This window comes from Acinetobacter venetianus RAG-1 = CIP 110063 (genome assembly GCF_000368585.1).
Classification (GTDB): domain Bacteria; phylum Pseudomonadota; class Gammaproteobacteria; order Pseudomonadales; family Moraxellaceae; genus Acinetobacter; species Acinetobacter venetianus.
On the sequence record NZ_KB849557.1, the window covers coordinates 572,913 to 591,722 of the forward strand.

The following is an 18,810-nucleotide window of genomic DNA, read 5'->3' on the forward strand; positions in this document are numbered from 1 at the left end:
ATTACATCCCTCCTTGAGCATTAGCAGCTGGTTGAGTTGCTGGAGAAACCGTGTCCGTACCAGCTTGATCATCTGCCCCAATATAACGATATGTGTTTGCTTTAACTGAGTAATTAATCACAGGAATATCTGATTTCTTTTGTGTATCAGGTCTAGCTTCTACAACAAAATCATGTAGCGTTACGATTCGAGGTAACGCAGCAATTCCCGTAACGAACGCGCCAAATGCATGATAATCACCCGTTGCCTCAATGCTTATTGGTTGCTCAATAAAGAATTCTTGCTTAACTTCACTCTCTAAACGGATATTTTTAAATTTCAGACCAGAATTCACGCCTGTTAAGTTAATATCTTCAACCAAACTTGGGATTTCTGTTTCTTTTGGAAGCTGTTCAAGCTGTTGATTAAAATTCGCTTCCATTTCTTGTAATTGTGCTTGGTATTGCTGCAAGTTTCTTAACTTCGAGTCCTTCTCTCTAAACTCGTTTAATAAGCTTTGCTCTTTAGCTTGCGCATTTGCAATCGATTCAAGCTGAGATTTAATGACGACGAAATAACCAAGCGCCACCACCGCCAAGAAAACAAAAATCCAGCATGTAATTTTAACTGACAGAGGCCAACTGCCGTAGTTGTTCATATCCAACGTGTTAAATTGTTGGAAGAACTGCTCTACTGTCATTTTCTTTTTCTTGACTACAACATCTTGATTGAGGTCATTTAGTTCTTCTTGACTCATTGTGCACCTCCAGCCGTTGCAGAAGCAGCTGTTTCCGCTGATGGGTCAACTTCAGTCACTGCCCCAATCTCCCCTAAATCAACTGTTACAACAAAGCTTCCATAGTTTTCCTCGACTCGAGGAACTAAAGAGCTAGCCGTTTTATCTTTTTTCTCTTCGGCCGCTAAGAATGAATTCATAAATGCATTGCGATACCAAGGAGATGCTTCCAAATTACGCAACAATTCAGCAACTGTATTTGGGCTTTCCGCTTTTCCTTCAATCGTGAATTTATCGCCCGTTCTTGTGAACTTGGTTAAATACATCGTAGGTGGTGTAACCCGAACCAGTTCGTCTACCAATCTTACAGTTACAGGACGTTGACCTTGCAATCCTTGAATGAGCTTCATACGCTCAATAATTGCATTACGGCGTTCTTGCAAACCTTCTAATGATTTTAACTGAGTATCTAGATTTTGATTGGTACTTACAATTAATTGATTCGCTTGCTCTTGATCATCCAATTTTTGATCAAAATAAACCCAACCTGAGAATATTGATGCCACACCTAAAGCAGCAACGCCAACACACAAAGCGACAAACTGTTTCTTTCTTTGTTCTCTTAGCTCATCACGCCAAGGGAGTAAGTTAATCTTTGCCATTAATCAAAACTCCTCAATGCTAGACCACATGCCACCATCAAAGAGGAAGCATCATTTTCTATTTTTTTAATGTCAATTTGGGGAGAAAAGCCCATTTGTAAGAATGGGTTAGCAATCGTAACGCGATAACCTAATTTTTGCTGCAAAAGCTTCGCTAAGCCAGGAATATTGGCATTGCCACCAGCCAATAAAATATGATCAATTTCATTGAATTGTGATGATGAGAAGAAAAATTGCAGTGAGCGTGCAGCTTGCTGCACAACCGCATCAAGGAAAGGTTCCAAAACCTCAGTGTCATAATCATCTGGGAGCGATCTTTCTTTTTTTGCCCGACCCGCTTCTTCAAATGACAAACCGTAGCGGTTTTGCACATCCTGGGTAAGCTGGCGACCACCAAATACTTGCTCACGCGTATAAATGATTTTACCTTTTTGCATCACAGATAAAGTTGTCATGGTATGACCAATATCTAGAATGCCGACAGTATTCGCGCCCATTGGAAGCGTATCGGAAAACACACTAAAAGCTCGTTCCATTGCATAACTTTCAACTTCAGCAATTTTTGCTGTTAAGTTCGCAAGTTCAAGAACTTCGACACGCGTGTCAACATTTTCTGTTCGGGTAGCAACTAATAGGACGTTAACGCGATTGGGATTTGGCAATTTATCAGGCAGAACCTCAAAATCAAGGCTCACCTCATCTAATGGAAACGGAATGTACTGTTCAGCATCCATACGAATTTGCACTTCACGCTCTTCATCTGACATATCAGCATCCATCTCAATGATCTTATTAATCACCATTGATGTTGGAATTGCGATTGCCACATTGGTAGTGTGAGGGTTCGCTAAATTGACAACACGCTCAAGGGCATCACCAACTGCTTCAGGATTAAGAATGCTTTTTTCGACGACACTGTTTTCTGGCAGCGGCATCAACGCATAACTTTCAACCCAATATCTACCGTTCTTTACAGAGAGCTCCAATAACTTAACAGTTGTCGAACTAATATCGACCCCTACTAACCCCTTATTTGGTTTACGATATAACCTGAGCACAGTACTTTCCTATTTATTTTTTTATCCCCAAAAATACAACATACTAATTTGTTTTGGTCTTTAATTTATACGGATACAATAACTCATCTAACAATCCGCATGTCTAAAGGATATACTGACCACAATTAGTTTGCCATTCGCTCTTATTAAAACTTACTTATTATGAAAAAGCTATCCAGTTCTGGCATTGTTCGCCCATTTTTTTTGATGCTTATTATTATCTTAGTCTCACTTCCTATGGGATTTTATGGCATGTATCTCTATCTTGCACCATCTTTGCCAGATATGAGTTCTCTAAAAAAAGCGCCATTACTAAAACCATTGCAGGTATATACAGCTGATAATAAGTTAATCGCGGAATATGGTGGCAAACTATCAATACCAGTAAAGTATGAGCAAATTCCCCCAACATTTATCCATGCATTTCTAGCAGCGGAAGACTCTTCTTTTTTTGAGCATAATGGCATTAGCTTCAAAGGCCTTGGTCGCGCAGTCACTGAATCAATTACTGGATCCGATGTCCAAACTGGTGGCTCAACGATCACCATGCAAGTTGCGAAGAACTATTATTTAAGCCCAGACCGTACATTAAGACGCAAACTAACAGAAGTTTTCCTTGCACGAAAAATTGAACAAAACCTAACAAAACAAGAAATTCTCACCGCTTACGTCAATAAAATTTTCTTAGGAAAAAATGCTTACGGTATCGCAGCAGCTGCTCGAATCTACTACAACAAAAATATAAATGAACTAACAACAGCACAAATGGCAATGATCGCTGGATTGCCTAAAGCACCATCAAAGTATAATCCTGTTGTAAATCCTGAACGAGCCCTTGAACGTCGCAATTGGATTTTAGGTCGTATGTTGCAGCTTGGTTATATTAATCAAACCCAATATCAAAAAGCAGTTGCTGAACCGATTAGTTTAAACATGGTGGATCGTTCAGTCAGCAATGTATTTCCTTATGTAGGTGAAATGGTTCGTGCTGAGCTTGTTGAGCATTTTGGCGCTCAAGCAATCGACTCTGGCTATAAGGTTTATACTACGATTGATAGTAAACGTCAGCGCTATGCTGAACAATCAATTCAAGATGGCCTTGAAGCTTATGATCGTCGTCATGGCTGGCGTGGTCCTGAAGCTCACGATAAACCACTTAATCAATTCATGGCATATGCCAACACCTACCCCGCACAAGTTGTAAAGGTAAAGAGCAACTCTTTTGATGCTTTGATGCAAGATGGTTCAACAGTCACTGTGAATTGGTCAGGGATGTCATGGGTGCGTCCTTATCGTAATGCCAATAGCGTTGGCGGCGCGCCATCCAACGCTTCTCAAATTGTTAAAGTTAAAGATATTATTCGCTTGCGACCAAATGAAAATAAAACCGTGTGGTCTTTAGTCCAAGTTCCAAAAGTTCAAGGACAATTGATTGCATTAAATCCAAATGATGGTTCAATTGAAGCAATCGTAGGTGGATATAATTTCTATCAAACAAAATTTAATCGTGCTTTACAAGGCTGGAGACAGCCTGGTTCAACCATTAAACCATTTGTCTATGCATTAGCATTAGAGCGCGGCATGACACCATTTAGCATGGTGAATGACAGTCCCATTACGATTGGCAAATGGTCTCCTCGAAACTCTGATGGTCGCTATCTCGGTATGATTCCGCTACGTCGTGCATTGTATTTATCTCGAAATACAGTCTCTGTGCGCTTATTACAGAATGTAGGAATCGAAAGAGCTCGCCAATTATTTATGGATTTTGGCTTACAGGATGATCAAATTCCACGCAACTACACGATTGCGCTCGGTACACCTCAAGTTCTTCCAGTGCAAATGGCAACAGGTTATGCAACCTTTGCAAATGGCGGCTATCGTATACAGCCTCATTTCATCAAAAGAATTGAGGACAATAATGGCAATATCATTTATGAAGCTAAGCCTGAATATGCATGTATTCCATGCATCAGCGACTCAAATGCTTATAACCAAGCACAAGACACCAACCAAGATGATGAAACACAAGAGATCACCAATGAAAGCTTAGAGAACGCTCTAGCGTCATCAGAAACTCAAGCGACAGATGCAAATCCTGATCGATTACTCAAGACCAATAGCAATTACAAACAAGCTCAACGAATTTTAAAATCCAGTTCAGCTTATGATATGGCAAATATCCTACATGACGTAATTCAGCGTGGTACAGGTCGTGCTGCACTCAAAATTGGACGAGATGACTTAGGTGGTAAAACAGGAACAACCAATGATGCGAAAGATGCTTGGTTCGCAGGCTTTAATGGCAAGCTCGTCGCGATTGCTTGGGTTGGATTTGATCAACCTCGCACATTAGGTCGTCGTGAATATGGTGGTGTTGCTGCACTACCTATTTGGTCGAACTTTATGGCGAAGTCACTTGCAGGCACACCGTCTACATGGGTTCGTTTTGATAAAGATGCAAGTGCACCAATCTCTCGTGATGAACTACAAGTTCAACAAAGCGAAGATCAAAAAGTTTATCGTGCATCTCCACCATTAGCGCGTCCTCTCTATCGCCCAGCACCAGTTGTTCCAACACGTTCAATAGATAACGATTTCTCAGACTTACCTGGCACAGCACCTTCAGCTGATGAACAAATTATTGTTCCCTCAAAAAAACAACCACCTGCTTTAGGTACGGAGACTCAAAGTCCGTCACCGAAGAAAGAAAGAGATAATATAGAAAACCTCATTAACCAAATCCAATAAGCTAAAAAGCCATCAAATTGATGGCTTTTTTCTTTTTTGAAATAGATAAATCTGAAAAGCGGCAATTACCGTGAATACTGAATTCTGCTCTAACAACATCCGTCGTTCGGGATTGGTTTTATAAGCATAAGGCGTCATTGCGATTAAGTTCTTTAAGGCCATTTGATCCAAACTTAACGGCGCTTCAATCACTTGCTCTTGTATTAACTCAAACTCAGCTTCAAGTTGCTCAACAAACTTATGAGGCTCATGTAAATTTACCTGTTCAAATAAAGCAGCTCTTAAATCATATAAATGCTTAGGTGCAGGCGTTACAACAATTAAATGTCCACCATGATTTAAAACTCGAGCAATTTCTGCTTGAGGAATTGGACTAAATAAACTCGTACAAACATCAACACAATGATTTTGAACGGGCAATGTTGCACCTGTTCCAACAATCCATGTTACTTTGGAATTTAGTTTTGCTGCACGTTGTACCGCTGTTTTAGCAATATCAACACCAATACAATCGTTAGCAACCGTTTGCATCGCATCGGTATAATAACCCTCACCACAGCCAATATCTAAAATTGCTTTTGGTTTAAGCTGCTGAAGTATCTCAACAACCGCTTGCTGTAATGGCTGGTAATAACCTGCTTGTAAAAATTCACGGCGCGCTAATACAGATTCAGCAGTATCACCCGGTGTCTTACTATGTTTGTGTTGAACCACATGAAGATTTACATAACCTTGTTTGGCCACATCATAGCTATGTCCTTGTTCACATCGCCATGTATTCTCCGCCAAATTCAACGATTGGCGACAAACAGGACACATCAACAAACTCATCTATTTTCTCCAAACATAAAAAAAGCTGGTCATCACCAGCTCTTTTCTCGAATCTTGGCTTAACGTAATTTTAACGTCATCAACCCTAACACAACGAGGAAAATGGTAATAATCCAAAAGCGGATTACGACTTGTGTTTCTTTCCAACCTTGCTTTTCATAATGATGATGTAATGGCGCCATTAAGAATACACGTTTATTTCGCATACGCAATGAACCGATTTGCAAGAATACAGAAACAGCCTCCATGACAAATACACCGCCCATAATTGCAAAGACAATTTCTTGACGAACCATCACCGCAATCGTACCAAGCATTGCGCCAAGCGCTAAAGCTCCGACATCACCCATAAAGACTTGTGCAGGATGCGCATTGTACCAAAGGAAAGCAAGACCCGCTCCGATCATTGCAGAGCAAATCACTACAAGCTCAGAGGTATATTTAACGTATGGAATATGCAAATAATTCGCAAAACGAATGTCACCAGATAAATAAGCAAAAACGCCCAAGCCTGCTGCAACCATAACGATTGGCATAATCGCCAAACCATCTAGGCCATCCGTCAGGTTAACCGCATTTGATGCACCATTAATCACAAGATAAGTGAAAACAATAAATGCTAAACCCAGCGGCACAACAGATAGAGGAATCGACAAATTCTTAAAGAAAGGAATCAGCAAATCCAGCATATTCGCCGTATGTACGGCACTATCTTGCTGTTTCGCAATCACATATAAGGCAATACCCGCTCCCAGAGATGCCACCGAAGTCCAAAAAAACTTCTTACGTGCGGGCAAGCCGGCATTATCTTTATAACGAACTTTAATCCAGTCATCGGCCCAGCCTACCGCACCAAACACCACCATCACACCAAGTACGATCCAGACATGTGGATTGGATAAATCAGCCCACAATAGCGTGCTGATCCCGATAGAGAGCAAAATGAGAATCCCGCCCATCGTTGGGGTGCCCATTTTTTTGGCATGGTTTTCTGGCGCAAAAGAGCTCACAGCCTGACCATATTTTAATGCCTGTAATTTACGAATCATGACTGGACCTAAAACCAGTCCGATCGTCAGAGCAGTCAGCAAGCTCAACAAAGAGCGCAACGTTAAATAACGAACAACCTGAAACGAACTGTTATAGTCCGCCAATTGCTCAAATAACCATAACAACATTTAAATTTTCTCCATCAAGTCAGCCATCAACGTTTCCATATGGGTATAACGAGACCCTTTAAACAGGAAACTCATGGACTGGGGTTGATGTGTTTGGACTAAATTAATTAAGAATGGTAACGCATCTGCTTGAGATGCAAAGGCATGCAGTTTTGCAGAATCTGTCGCACCTTGTTGTGCAGCTGCAGCAAACTCACCAACAACAACCAAATGATCTAATGGTTGATCAACTAAATCTCGACCAAGATCATGATGCTCTTGCCAGCTACTTTCACCGAGTTCACCAATATCCCCCATCACCATGACTTTCAAACCTTGTTGCTGCAATAATACTTGTGCAGCCGCACGCATTGATGTTGGGTTCGCATTGTAAGTATCATCAATGAAAAGATGATTTTGATGTTGGATAAAGTTCAAACGACCTTTAGCACCCTGCGCTTGCTCTAAGCCTTCAACAATCTGATCAAGAGCAATGCCAAGCGCTAAAGCAAATGCTGTAGCTGCTGCGGCATTCTGTACATTATGCGCCCCTGCAAATGGTAAGTTCACTGCACGAACACCTTGTGGCGTATGCAAATTAAAGTGTGCTGATTGAGGATGTAGTACGATATCCGTAGCAAATACATCACCGCCTTCACCAAAACTTAAGATTTGATGTCCTTGCGCATTGAGATGAATGGTTGCGCTAAAATCATCATATGCAGGAACAATCGCAGTTCCATGATCCAAAATATGCGCATAGATTTCTGATTTAGCACGACAGATCCCTTCTCGACCACCAAATTCACCCAGATGCGCTGTACCAATATTTAAAATACCAGCCACATGCGGTTGAACTAGATTTGAGGTGTAATCAATTTCACCTTGATGACTGGCACCTAACTCCATCACAGCAAATTGATGGTCTTGACGTAACTCAAGTAACATCATTGGCACACCCAAATCATTATTTAGATTGCCACGCGTGATCAGTGTCGGTGCCAAATGAGATAAAATACTGCCCAACATTTCTTTGGTCGTGGTTTTACCACTACTACCTGTGAGTGCAATCACTTTCAACTGCTGATTCTGTTGACGACGATATGCGCCCAAATGTCCAAGCGCTAATCGTGTATCTTTAACGATGAGCTGTGCAATTTCTGCATCGACTGGACGCTCTACAATGGCAATTTGACAACCTTGTGCAACCACTTGATCGACAAAATTGTGTGCATCAAATCGCTCGCCTTTTAAAGCAAGAAAGACATCTCCAGCTTCGGCATGACGTGAATCTGTCAGAATACGTTTAACTTCACCTTGTGGGATTTTGGCATTATGCCATTCACCGTGGGTTGCTTGTTGTAATTGTTCAGCTGTCCATGGTTCTAATGGAACGGTACTCGTCGTTGATGTATGCATACTTGTTATTACCTTTGAATCCTATTGTGCAGGATAAGCTGAATCTACTGCATGTGGCTGTGCTGCAATTGCTGATTGCACCTCAACCACATCATCAAACCAATGACGAACCCCATCAATTTCCTGATAGTTTTCATGTCCCTTCCCAGCGATCACCACAATGTCACCAGCCTGTGCTTGAGCAACAACAAACTTAATCGCTTCACGGCGATCATGAATCTCATGCATGGTATGTTGTGCAAAATGAATACCTTGTTTCATATCCGCAAAAATTTGCTCTGGATTTTCCGTGCGCGGATTATCCGAGGTCAAAATCACAGGATTAGCATGATCTAAAGCCGCCTGAGTCATCAACGGACGTTTACCGCGATCTCGATCTCCACCACAGCCAAAGACCGCCCAAAGCTGCCCATTTACATGACGTTTTAATGTAGTTAATACTTGAATCAAGGCATCTGGAGTATGAGCATAATCGACAACAAACAATCGTTCATCATCTTGGATGACTTGCATACGTCCTGGCGCGCCTTGTAATTGCGGAACAAATTGAACCAACTTATCCAAGGCAAAACCAGCACACTCCGCTGCAATCAAACTCGCCAATAAGTTTTCGACATTAAAATGTCCCAATAATGGACTTTGTACGGCATAACAACCTGTTGGCGTAATTAAACTAAAACTCGCCCCACTCAAACGATATTGCAAATCAGCAATATGATAATCTGCAGAAGCCTGCGTTAAAGAATAGGTAAGAATTTTCGGTTGTGACGGATTAGTTTTGGCGGCATCCAACATTATATTTGCATGCGCATCATCCAAGTTGATCACAACAGCTTTGAGTGTTTTAAATTTAAATAAGAGTGCTTTAGCTTCCGCATAAGCCTCTAAAGTACCGTGATAATCCAAATGATCGCGGCTTAAATTACTATACACCGCAATTTCAAGATCACAGCCATTTAAACGCCCTTGCTCCAGTCCATGTGAACTGGCTTCTAACGCAACAAAACTCGCACCTTGTTTTGCATAATCATGTAGTGCACTTTGCAGTTGTAATGCATCAAGTGTCGTGTGGGTTGATGGTGTTAAATTCGGTAAAATACCATTACCAGTCGTTCCCATCACAGCACAACCGTGATGTTGTGACGTAATTAACTCAGCGATTAAACGAGAAATTGTTGTTTTGCCATTGGTTCCTGTGACCGCAATACCACGTAAGGGCTGCGTAGGATCAGTCAACTGCAAATACTGCTTCTGCCATCCACCTATTAGATCACGAACTTCCGAACAAACCCATTCTTTCTCGATCCCTAGAGCTGCTTCACTAATGACAATTAAAGCTCCAGCATCCAAGGCATTTTGCGCAAATTGAAGTGTTTTCTCAGGCTGACTAAAACTATTTAAGGCGATAAAAATATGCCCTGCCTCAACCTTACGACTGTCAAGGCAGAAGCCTTGAAAGGGCTGTGTATACCAAGCCGCATCTATGCTGATCGGATGTATCTGTTGAAAACTAATCGACATAATTTACCTACGGGTTGGGTTTAATAGAAGTATCTAGTGGTTTATCTAAAGGCACATTTAATAGGCGCAACGACTCTTGCATAATTCTTGCAAATACAGGCGCTGCAACAAGACCACCATAGTAGCGACCTTGTGGATTTTCAACGACAACAATCATCGCTAAACGTGGGTCACTGACAGGTGCTACCCCAGCAAAAAGTGCACGATATTCAGTATTTGAATAGCCTTTTCGGTCTGCTCGTAGCTTATGCGCTGTACCTGTTTTACCACCAACACGATAACCTGGGATCACCGCTTGCTTCGCCGTACCGCCTGGCATCGTCACTTGTTCAAGCATCAACAACACTTCATCAGCGATTTTAGGTGATAAAACTTGTGTTCCTTCAGGTGCTTTGTCTAGCTTTCGTAGACTCAGTGGCATCTCAACGCCATGATTGGCCAGCATCGCATAACCTTGTGCAACTTGAAGGATCGTGGCATTCAAACCATAACCATACGCCATCGTCCCGAGCTGAGAAGGGTTGATCTTATCCGCGGGATAGAGCAAACCCGCACTCTCACCCGGAAATTTCACATCCGAACGATGACCAAAACCAACGCGTCTAAAGAAAGAAGGAATGGTATCTTTTGGCAAAGATAGTGCAATCTTTGCTGAACCAACGTTTGAAGATTTAACAATGACGCCTGTAACAGTTAAAGCACCATAGTTATGCGTATCACGAATTGTATGCCAACCCAATTTCATTGAACCCGGTGCAGTATTAACAATAGTGTTTGGTGTGTATTTTCCACTTTCTAATGCCGCAGCAATAGTAAATGGTTTCATCGTCGAACCCGGCTCAAACATATCAATTGCGCCACGGTTACGCATCGCATCTTTATTGCTGAGGCCATTTTTATCATTTGGATTGTAAGACGGCCAACTGGTCATCGCCAGAATTTCACCCGTCTTTACATCCACGGCAATTGCAGTTGCAGAACGAGCATTATTCGCCACGCCTGCAGCTGTGAGTTCACGATACATGATGTATTGTAAACGCGAGTCGATACTCAGGGTAATATTTTCCCCAGATTCAACTTCCTTGATCACTTCAGAAACTTTTAAACGGTTGCCTTTCTTGTCACGAATGATTTTTTGCTCGCCATCCACACCTGACAATTGTTTATTCAACTGCATTTCCAAACCTTCAATTCCGCGTCCTTCACTGTTGGTTAGACCAATGATTTGAGCGTTTGGTTGAGGTTGTGGATAATAACGCTTATAACTTTTTTCTGCGTATACACCTTGGAAATTACGCTTAGTAATTAAATCAGCTTGCTGCGGCGGCACTTCTTTTTGCAGTACCAAATAGCGCGAGCGTTGACGATCATTCATTTGCTTTCGAAGTGACTGGCGATCAATACCTACTGCATCTGCCAACTCATCTAAATTTAGATTTTTATCAGGCAACTGACGTTTCAATTTACGATTGGTTGGATCTTTCTTTAACTCTTCAGTGATCTCATCAAATTGCTTTTTCGCTTCCCAATAATCTCTTGGGTCAATCACAATCTTCATGATCGGTGTACTGATTGCCAAAGGCACACCATGACGGTCACTAATCACGCCACGCATTGCCTCTAAACGCTCTGTACGAAGAATATTAGCATTCGCTTTATTCTGTAAAAAATCCTTATTCACAACTTGCACATAAAAGGCACGCGCAACCAACACCACAAAGCAAAGGAGCACAACACCCCAGAGCAAATAAAATCGCCACATATCGAGAGCAAGGGTTGGTTTTTCCGAAATGGATTGCTGTTTTTTTCGTATTGGTTTGCTTCGCTTATCTGCCATACAGCATGCCTTATTTATCTTGCTCTGAAGTCATAGGTAAAGAAATCACTACAGTTTGCGTAGCTGGTGGTGAAAACATTCGTAATTGTGTTACCGCACGCGAACCAATTTGGGCAGTCGCACCAAAAGTCTGTTGTTCAATCAGCAAACGTCCCCATTCTGCGTTTAAATCATCTCTCTCACGCATATAGGAACTCAAATCTCGATAATCATGACGATATTCAAACACCTGAAATACCACCATCATCGCACTGATAAACACCGATGCAACGAGTACAGCATAAACAATAACTTTTTTCAGTCCCTTTTTGCTGTTGGATACGACTTCGTCATCATTCTTGTTGTTCATTATTTGCCTTTTTGCTCTAAGCGCTCTGCAACACGAAGCCATGCACTACGCGAGCGAGGATTTGCCTTTACTTCTGCTTCACTCGCACGAATACGAGAAACTTTTTTCAATCGTCGAGTATCAACCTGCGCTTGAGGCATTCCCCAACCTGCGTCTTCAGCCAAGCTCGATTCTTTTTGAATAAATTGTTTGATTAAACGATCTTCTAAAGAATGAAAGCTAATCACGGCCAATTGCCCTTTTGGTTTTAATAATTCTACAGCTTGCGGTAAAAATACCTCAATATCATCTAGTTCTTTGTTAATCGCAATACGGATCGCTTGGAATGTACGTGTCGCAGGATGTTTATGCTTTTCCCATTTAGGGTGAGCAACTTTAACAATATCAGCGAGCTGTGCTGTTGTTGTAATTTCACCAGCTTGTTTTATGGCTCTAGCAATACGGCGGCTATAACGCTCTTCACCATACTGATAGATAATGTTTGCTAATTTTTCTTCTTCTATTTCAAGCAACCATTCGGCCGCTGTCAAACCTTGCGAGTTATCCATGCGCATATCCAACGGACCGTCATGCATGAAGCTAAAACCGCGCTCAGCTTGATCTAGTTGCGGAGATGACACTCCCAAGTCAGCCATGATGCCATCGACTTCAGTAATACCAATATTGCTGAGTTCAGCTTGAATATCTGCAAAACTTGCATGAATAATTTTAAAACGTGAATCTTCTTGTTCTAATTGTGCTGCAACTTCAAGTGCTTGTGGATCTTTATCAAAAGCATAAACACGCGCATTGGCATCTAATTTTGAAAGCAATAATTGAGTATGACCACCACGACCAAAGGTCGCATCAATAAAAATACCTGTGTCACGGCCTGCCAGTACGCCATCAACGGTTTCATGAAGTAAGACAGAAATATGCGACATAACAATGCAATCAACAGCTAAAAATGTAACTGCACATTATCACCTTGTTTTATGCCATCACCAAACGACTTTTTGTAGAGAATTCTTAACTTTTCATAGATAAAACCGTTTTCTTTCGATTTTTCACTCAATAAAAAAGCAAATACGCGCTGTATTTGCTTTTTTAATCATTTTCATCAAAGGCACACATCCAACATTTATGGTTTTTCGGCATAAATTTGATCAAAGATCGCACCATTTACAAAGTGTGTTTTTTGCGCTTTTGCCCAGCCACCAAACACATCATTAATATTAAAAAGTTTGATTTTTGGAAATTGCTTAGCGTACTTTGCAGCGACTTGGGGATTACGTGGACGGAAATAATGTTTAGCCGCCAACTCTTGACCCAAAGGTGAATATAAAAAGTTTAAATATCCACGAGCCAGATTACGATGACCATTTTTATCTACCGTCTTATCAACGATAGCAACAGATGGTTCAGCCAAGATCGAAATAGATGGATAAACAATCTCAAACTTATCCTGACCTAAACCTTTGGTGGCTAGTAGTGCTTCATTTTCCCAAGACAACAATACATCACCGATACCGCGCTCAGCAAAGGTAGTCAACGAGCCTCGCGCACCTGAATCTAGAACTTTGACATTTTGATAAAGTTTTTTGACCAATTCACGTGCTTTTGCATCATTACCATTTGGTTGTTTAAGCGCATATCCCCAAGCAGATAAATAAATCCATCGCGGTGCACCACCTGTTTTGGGATTGGGTGTAATAATTTCCACACCCGCTTTGGTTAAATCGTTCCAGTCTCGAATATTTTTAGGATTGCCTTTCCGAACAAGGAAAACAACAGTTGAGGTATATGGAGCTGAATTATCTTTAAACTGTTTTTGCCAGTCTTTGCGAATTAAACCCGCATTTGCGATTTCATCAATATCGTTTGCCAAAGCTAAAGTAACTACATCAGCTTGTAGACCATCAATAACGGATCGCGCTTGCTTTCCTGAACCGCCATGTGATTGTTTAAAATCAACCTCTTGGCCTGTTCTAGATTTCCAATATTGTCCAAAAGCTTGATTGTATTCTTGGTAAAATTCACGTGTTGGATCATAAGATACATTCAAAAAAGTGGTTGCCGCCTGCGCTGCACCATTTAAACCAAAGCCAAGCAATGCGATCGCGAATATCTTTCTCATTTATACAGCCCCTAACTCATAAATATCTACACCACTATATTTTAGATAAAATATTTTACAATCAATAACTTATATCAATATAATATTTATTATTCTTAATTCTAGATATGCTAACTTTTCATATAGATAGCAGTAAAATGAAAGTACAAAAATAGATAATATTCCTTAAATCTTCGGTCTCCATGTTTTCTACATATTTGCTTGCTAAATTTGACTTGCACACAAACTAGCCACACAGCTATAAATATCGAGTAGAAATTTACTGAAAGTTTATCTTTTTTGTAAAAAGTGTGACGCAGTTCTACTTTTTTATTAAGATTTATGTTTGAATCGTATCATTAAAGCAATACTATATTTGTTTAGTTAGTCTTGTAGACTCGAAATCATGAAGGGGATGTTAGCAATGCGAGCATTAAAATTGAAAAAAACTCTATGCTTAAGCGTATTTTTAGTCTGCTCTGTACAGATGGGTCATGCTGCTGCAATTAAAGAAAGTAATAACATAAAATCAGTAGACAAATCTTCTTCTCTTATTGTTAAAGCACTTGATCAACAGAAACGTAATACAGCGATGATTCCATCAACTAATGATGAGATCAAAATGCTTAATACAATTCGCACAACACCAAGCCAAAATTTCTTTGCTAGCCAACATGAGCGTTTTTCTCGCTTTGTTCAAACGATTTTTCAACCGCATAATTCTTAATACTTTAAATATGTAACCCCTCGCATGTTTAAATGTGCCTAGTCATTCCGTGACTAGGCTTTTTCGTTATAATAGTTTCAATTTCTAATTTTAAATCCGATCTCTTATGAAAGTCCGTACTCGTATTGCTCCCTCTCCTACAGGTTTTCCACATGTAGGAACTGCTTATATCGCGTTATTTAACTTATGTTTTGCAAAACAGCATGGCGGAGAATTTATCTTACGTATTGAAGATACGGACCAACTTCGCTCTACCCCTGAATCTGAGAAAATGATCTTAGATTCACTACGTTGGTTAGGCCTCAACTGGTCAGAAGGTCCTGATGTCGGTGGCCCTCATGCACCATACCGCCAATCTGAGCGTATGGGTATTTATAAACAATATGCATTAGAACTTGTCGAAAAAGGTCACGCTTTCTATTGTTTTGCCACTGCTGAAGAGCTAGATCAAATGCGTGCTGAACAGCAAGCGCGTGGTGAAACACCAAAATATGATGGTCGCGGATTGAAGCTTTCTACTGAAGAGGTACAACGTCGCCTTACTGCTGGTGAGCCGCATGTCATCCGCATGAAAGTACCTGAAGAAGGGATTTGTAAAATCAATGACCTACTCCGTGGTGAAGTTGAAATTCCGTGGGCACAAGTTGACATGCAAGTTCTGTTAAAAACAGATGGTTTACCAACCTATCACCTTGCAAACGTTGTAGATGATCACTTGATGGAAATCACGCACGTACTCCGTGGCGAAGAATGGTTACCATCAGCACCAAAGCATCAATTGCTTTACCAATATTTTGGTTGGGAAATGCCAACGCTTTGCCATATGCCATTATTACGCAATCCAGATAAATCTAAACTCTCTAAACGCAAGAACCCAACTTCGATCAATTACTATCGTGACATCGGTGTGTTACCAGAAGCATTGCTTAACTATTTAGGTCGCATGGGCTGGTCAATGCCTGATGAGCGTGAAATCTTCACACTACAAGACATGATTGAGAACTTTGATGTGCAACGCGTGTCATTGGGTGGTCCAATCTTTGATGTCGAGAAGCTAAACTGGCTCAATGGTCAGTGGATTAAAGGCCTGACTCCTGGACAATTACTTGATCGTTTATTGGCATGGAAAAGTGATCGTCAAACATTAGAAGATATTGCTGCTGCAATTCAACCCCGTATCAACTTACTTTCTGAAGCTGTGAATTGGGCTGGTTTCTACTTTAACCACATGCCACAAATCAGCAAAGCGCAGTTCGAAAGCAAGAAGTTGACCGAAGAACAGGTTCGTCAAAGCCTACAATTTGCGATCTGGCGTTTAGAAAGCCAGTTTACGTGGAACAATGACACCGTAAGTCAAACATTGATGGATTTGGCTGCACAAATGGAAATTAAATTACGCGACTTTATGCCTGCATTCTTTATTGCGATTGCAGGCTCAACCAGTTCAACGCCTGTAATGCAAGCAATGGTAACCATTGGCCCTGATTTAACTTTTGCTCGCTTACGCAATGCACTTGAAATTGTTGGTGGTCCAAGCAAGAAAGAACTGAAAGTTTGGGAAAAGTTAAATGAATCACTAAAATTGCCGAAAAATGATGCAAATAGTGAGACTTAATTCAGTTTAATCATTGACGTGTGCGCGCAATCCCCCTAATATTGCGCTCACACAAACTGGGGCCATAGCTCAGTTGGTAGAGCGCTACAATGGCATTGTAGAGGTCAGCAGTTCGATCCTGCTTGGCTCCACCAGACATTTTGTGTTGCCTCATCTGTCCCTATCGTCTAGAGGCCTAGGACATCGCCCTTTCACGGCGGTAACCGGGGTTCGAATCCCCGTAGGGACGCCATTTTCTATATAAAAATTATAAAATGATCTTTTTCAACTAATCATTCACTCATTCAGATTGCACATTTTCGAATTTTCCATAAAATAGCCGCTTCTCTATGCTTGGACAAATTGTCGTATGCAATCTTCCAACTCAAATGCGAATCCAGAATCCAAAACATTAAAACGTGCAATGAGCACACGACACCTTGTTATGCTTTCCTTGGGTGGTGCAATTGGTACGGGTTTATTTTTAGGTTCTGGCGAAGTTATCGCTCAAACCGGCCCTGTCGGTGCAATTATTGCCTATATCTTAGGTGGTCTAATTGCTTACATGGTCATGCTATGTTTAGGTGAACTTGCTGTACATATGCCTGTAGCAGGATCTTTTGGTGCATACGCGCAAAAATACATTGGTCCAGGCACTGGCTACATGATTTCTTGGGTCTATTGGCTAACATGGACCGCAACCCTCGGTACTGAGTTCACTGCCGCTGCATTGCTCATGCAAGAATGGTTTCCCCATATTTCGATGTGGATTTGGACTATTATTTTTGCTGTCACCATTTTAGGACTCAACCTAACATCGACGCGCATGTTTGCGGAGTCAGAGTTTTGGTTAGCACTGGTCAAAGTTGTAACCGTCATTGCCTTTATTATTCTCGGTTTACTCGCAATTTTTGGTTTGATTCCATTCCATGGCTCAGAGTCAGCACCGTTGTTCCATAATTTAACCGCTCATGGCTGGTTCCCTCAAGGCTTAGTCCCGATCTTTACCACCATGCTGATTGTGAACTTTGCCTTTTCAGGAACTGAATTAATCGGTGTTGCTGCTGGTGAAACCAAAGACCCTGCGGTCAATGTACCGAAAGCAATTAACGCAGCGATTTGGCGCTTATTGATTTTCTTTGTAGGTACCATTATCGTCATCAGCGCGTTACTTCCTTTCCAAATCGCAGGTTTGGGTGGCGAAGGTGTGAGTAGCAGTCCTTTTGTTACAGTATTCAATTACATTGGTATTCCTTATGCTGATGATATTATCCGTTTCGTAATCATCACTGCATTGCTTTCAGCAGCCAACTCTGGGCTTTATGCCGCTTCACGTATGATGTGGTCATTGTCAGATCAGCGCCAGTTACCAAGTGTTTTCTCTAAACTTTCAAAGAGTGGAACACCGATTATTGCATTGGTTGTGACCATGTTCGGTGCGATCCCTGGCTTATTGTCAGAACATTTTGCACCTGAAACGATTTTCAAAAACTTATTAGGTGTCGCTGCTTTCACGATGGTGATTGTATGGATGAGCATTTGCTGGAGCCAATTCAATTTCCGTCGCCAATGGTATAAAGCTGGGCACTCAGCAAAAGATTTAAAATTTGCTGCACCGCTATATCCTATTGTTCCAATTCTAGGCTTCATCTTCTGTTTTATTACAGGTTTAAGTATGGCAGCTGATCCTGAAATGCAAGCAGGTTTTATTGGATGTTTATTGTTTATTGCTACGTGTTATTTAAGTCACTATGTTTTCTATCGTGATCGCACATAATCTCGACATTCAAAAAAATGCAGCTCTGGCTGCATTTTTTATATCTGTAACAATCATGATAAAAATCTAGCTTTCACACCTAAATCTTTATTTTTGATTATTTATTCCACGATATGCGGTATTTTTAAACACTTATTCACTTTTTTTAGATTTTCTTTAGAAAAGTGTTTGACACCCTATCTAATTCAACCTAATATACGCCCACCTCTGAAACGTCCCTATCGTCTAGAGGCCTAGGACATCGCCCTTTCACGGCGGTAACCGGGGTTCGAATCCCCGTAGGGACGCCAAATTCAAAAAAGCCACTGCATTGACAG

At 41.1% G+C, this 18,810-nt stretch carries 15 protein-coding genes and 3 tRNA genes; 7 read left to right on the top strand and 11 right to left on the bottom strand.

Going from position 1 to position 18,810, the window contains the following annotated elements; translation table 11 throughout:
* Position 1: 1 nt before the first annotated feature.
* The 3 genes from F959_RS04205 to F959_RS04215 are packed head-to-tail and all read right to left on the bottom strand — an operon-like array spanning position 2 to position 2,435.
* Complete coding sequence (locus tag F959_RS04205) at positions 2–736, bottom strand: type IV pilus inner membrane component PilO (RefSeq protein ID WP_004877831.1); 735 nt, start codon at positions 734–736, stop codon at positions 2–4.
* Positions 733–1,377, bottom strand: coding sequence for a PilN domain-containing protein (locus F959_RS04210; RefSeq protein ID WP_004877833.1), 645 nt, complete (start codon positions 1,375–1,377; stop codon positions 733–735). The genes F959_RS04205 and F959_RS04210 overlap by 4 nt, the downstream gene beginning before the upstream one ends.
* Positions 1,377–2,435: a pilus assembly protein PilM gene (locus tag F959_RS04215; RefSeq protein WP_004877835.1), complete on the bottom strand. Its 1,059-nt coding sequence runs from the start codon at positions 2,433–2,435 to the stop codon at positions 1,377–1,379. The genes F959_RS04210 and F959_RS04215 overlap by 1 nt, the downstream gene beginning before the upstream one ends.
* Before the next feature lie 162 nt (positions 2,436–2,597).
* Between F959_RS04215 and ponA the strand changes: the two genes are divergently transcribed.
* Positions 2,598–5,186 carry a penicillin-binding protein PBP1a gene (ponA, locus tag F959_RS04220; protein ID WP_004877836.1) on the top strand — a complete coding sequence of 863 codons (2,589 nt, stop codon included), beginning with the start codon at positions 2,598–2,600 and terminating at the stop codon, positions 5,184–5,186.
* A 12-nt stretch (positions 5,187–5,198) separates the two neighbouring features.
* On the opposite strand, the gene F959_RS04225 is transcribed toward ponA, so the two are convergent.
* The 8 genes from F959_RS04225 to F959_RS04260 all read right to left on the bottom strand — a co-directional run bounded on the left by F959_RS04225 (position 5,199) and on the right by F959_RS04260 (position 14,416).
* Positions 5,199–6,017: a putative RNA methyltransferase gene (locus tag F959_RS04225; protein WP_004877838.1), complete on the bottom strand. Its 819-nt coding sequence runs from the start codon at positions 6,015–6,017 to the stop codon at positions 5,199–5,201.
* A gap of 59 nt (positions 6,018–6,076) precedes the next feature.
* The gene (gene mraY, locus F959_RS04230) at positions 6,077–7,195 is read right to left on the bottom strand and encodes a phospho-N-acetylmuramoyl-pentapeptide-transferase (protein ID WP_004877840.1); all 1,119 of its coding nucleotides are present in this window, start codon (positions 7,193–7,195) and stop codon (positions 6,077–6,079) included.
* Positions 7,196–8,593: a UDP-N-acetylmuramoyl-tripeptide--D-alanyl-D-alanine ligase gene (locus F959_RS04235; RefSeq protein WP_004877842.1), complete on the bottom strand. Its 1,398-nt coding sequence runs from the start codon at positions 8,591–8,593 to the stop codon at positions 7,196–7,198.
* 21 nt (positions 8,594–8,614) lie between these two features.
* On the bottom strand, positions 8,615–10,114 hold the full coding sequence (locus tag F959_RS04240) for a UDP-N-acetylmuramoyl-L-alanyl-D-glutamate--2,6-diaminopimelate ligase (RefSeq protein WP_004877844.1): 1,500 nt from the start codon (positions 10,112–10,114) through the stop codon (positions 8,615–8,617).
* 7 nt (positions 10,115–10,121) lie between these two features.
* Positions 10,122–11,951, bottom strand: a complete 1,830-nt coding sequence (gene ftsI, locus F959_RS04245) for a penicillin-binding protein PBP3 (protein ID WP_004877850.1) — start codon at positions 11,949–11,951, stop codon at positions 10,122–10,124.
* Between the two features lie 10 nt (positions 11,952–11,961).
* Entirely contained in the window at positions 11,962–12,300 is a 339-nt protein-coding gene (ftsL, locus tag F959_RS04250; protein WP_004877852.1) for a cell division protein FtsL, read from the bottom strand.
* Positions 12,300–13,223: a 16S rRNA (cytosine(1402)-N(4))-methyltransferase RsmH gene (rsmH, locus tag F959_RS04255; RefSeq protein WP_004877854.1), complete on the bottom strand. Its 924-nt coding sequence runs from the start codon at positions 13,221–13,223 to the stop codon at positions 12,300–12,302. Before rsmH ends, ftsL begins: the two co-directional genes overlap by 1 nt.
* 197 nt (positions 13,224–13,420) lie before the next feature.
* Positions 13,421–14,416: a sulfate ABC transporter substrate-binding protein gene (locus F959_RS04260; protein WP_004877855.1), complete on the bottom strand. Its 996-nt coding sequence runs from the start codon at positions 14,414–14,416 to the stop codon at positions 13,421–13,423.
* A gap of 466 nt (positions 14,417–14,882) precedes the next feature.
* Here F959_RS04260 and F959_RS04265 point away from each other — a divergent pair, with 466 nt between their 5' ends.
* The 6 genes from F959_RS04265 (at position 14,883) to F959_RS04290 (ending at position 18,783) form a co-directional block, all read left to right on the top strand.
* On the top strand, positions 14,883–15,122 hold the full coding sequence (locus F959_RS04265) for a hypothetical protein (RefSeq protein WP_017196760.1): 240 nt from the start codon (positions 14,883–14,885) through the stop codon (positions 15,120–15,122).
* 106 nt (positions 15,123–15,228) lie between these two features.
* On the top strand, positions 15,229–16,737 hold the full coding sequence (gltX, locus tag F959_RS04270) for a glutamate--tRNA ligase (protein ID WP_004877858.1): 1,509 nt from the start codon (positions 15,229–15,231) through the stop codon (positions 16,735–16,737).
* A 58-nt stretch (positions 16,738–16,795) separates the two neighbouring features.
* A tRNA-Ala gene (locus F959_RS04275) sits at positions 16,796–16,871 on the top strand.
* A gap of 22 nt (positions 16,872–16,893) precedes the next feature.
* Positions 16,894–16,969 (top strand) — tRNA-Glu (locus F959_RS04280).
* A 117-nt stretch (positions 16,970–17,086) separates the two neighbouring features.
* Entirely contained in the window at positions 17,087–18,493 is a 1,407-nt protein-coding gene (locus F959_RS04285; RefSeq protein WP_004877859.1) for an amino acid permease, read from the top strand.
* A 214-nt stretch (positions 18,494–18,707) separates the two neighbouring features.
* A tRNA-Glu gene (locus F959_RS04290) sits at positions 18,708–18,783 on the top strand.
* Positions 18,784–18,810 lie beyond the last annotated feature (27 nt).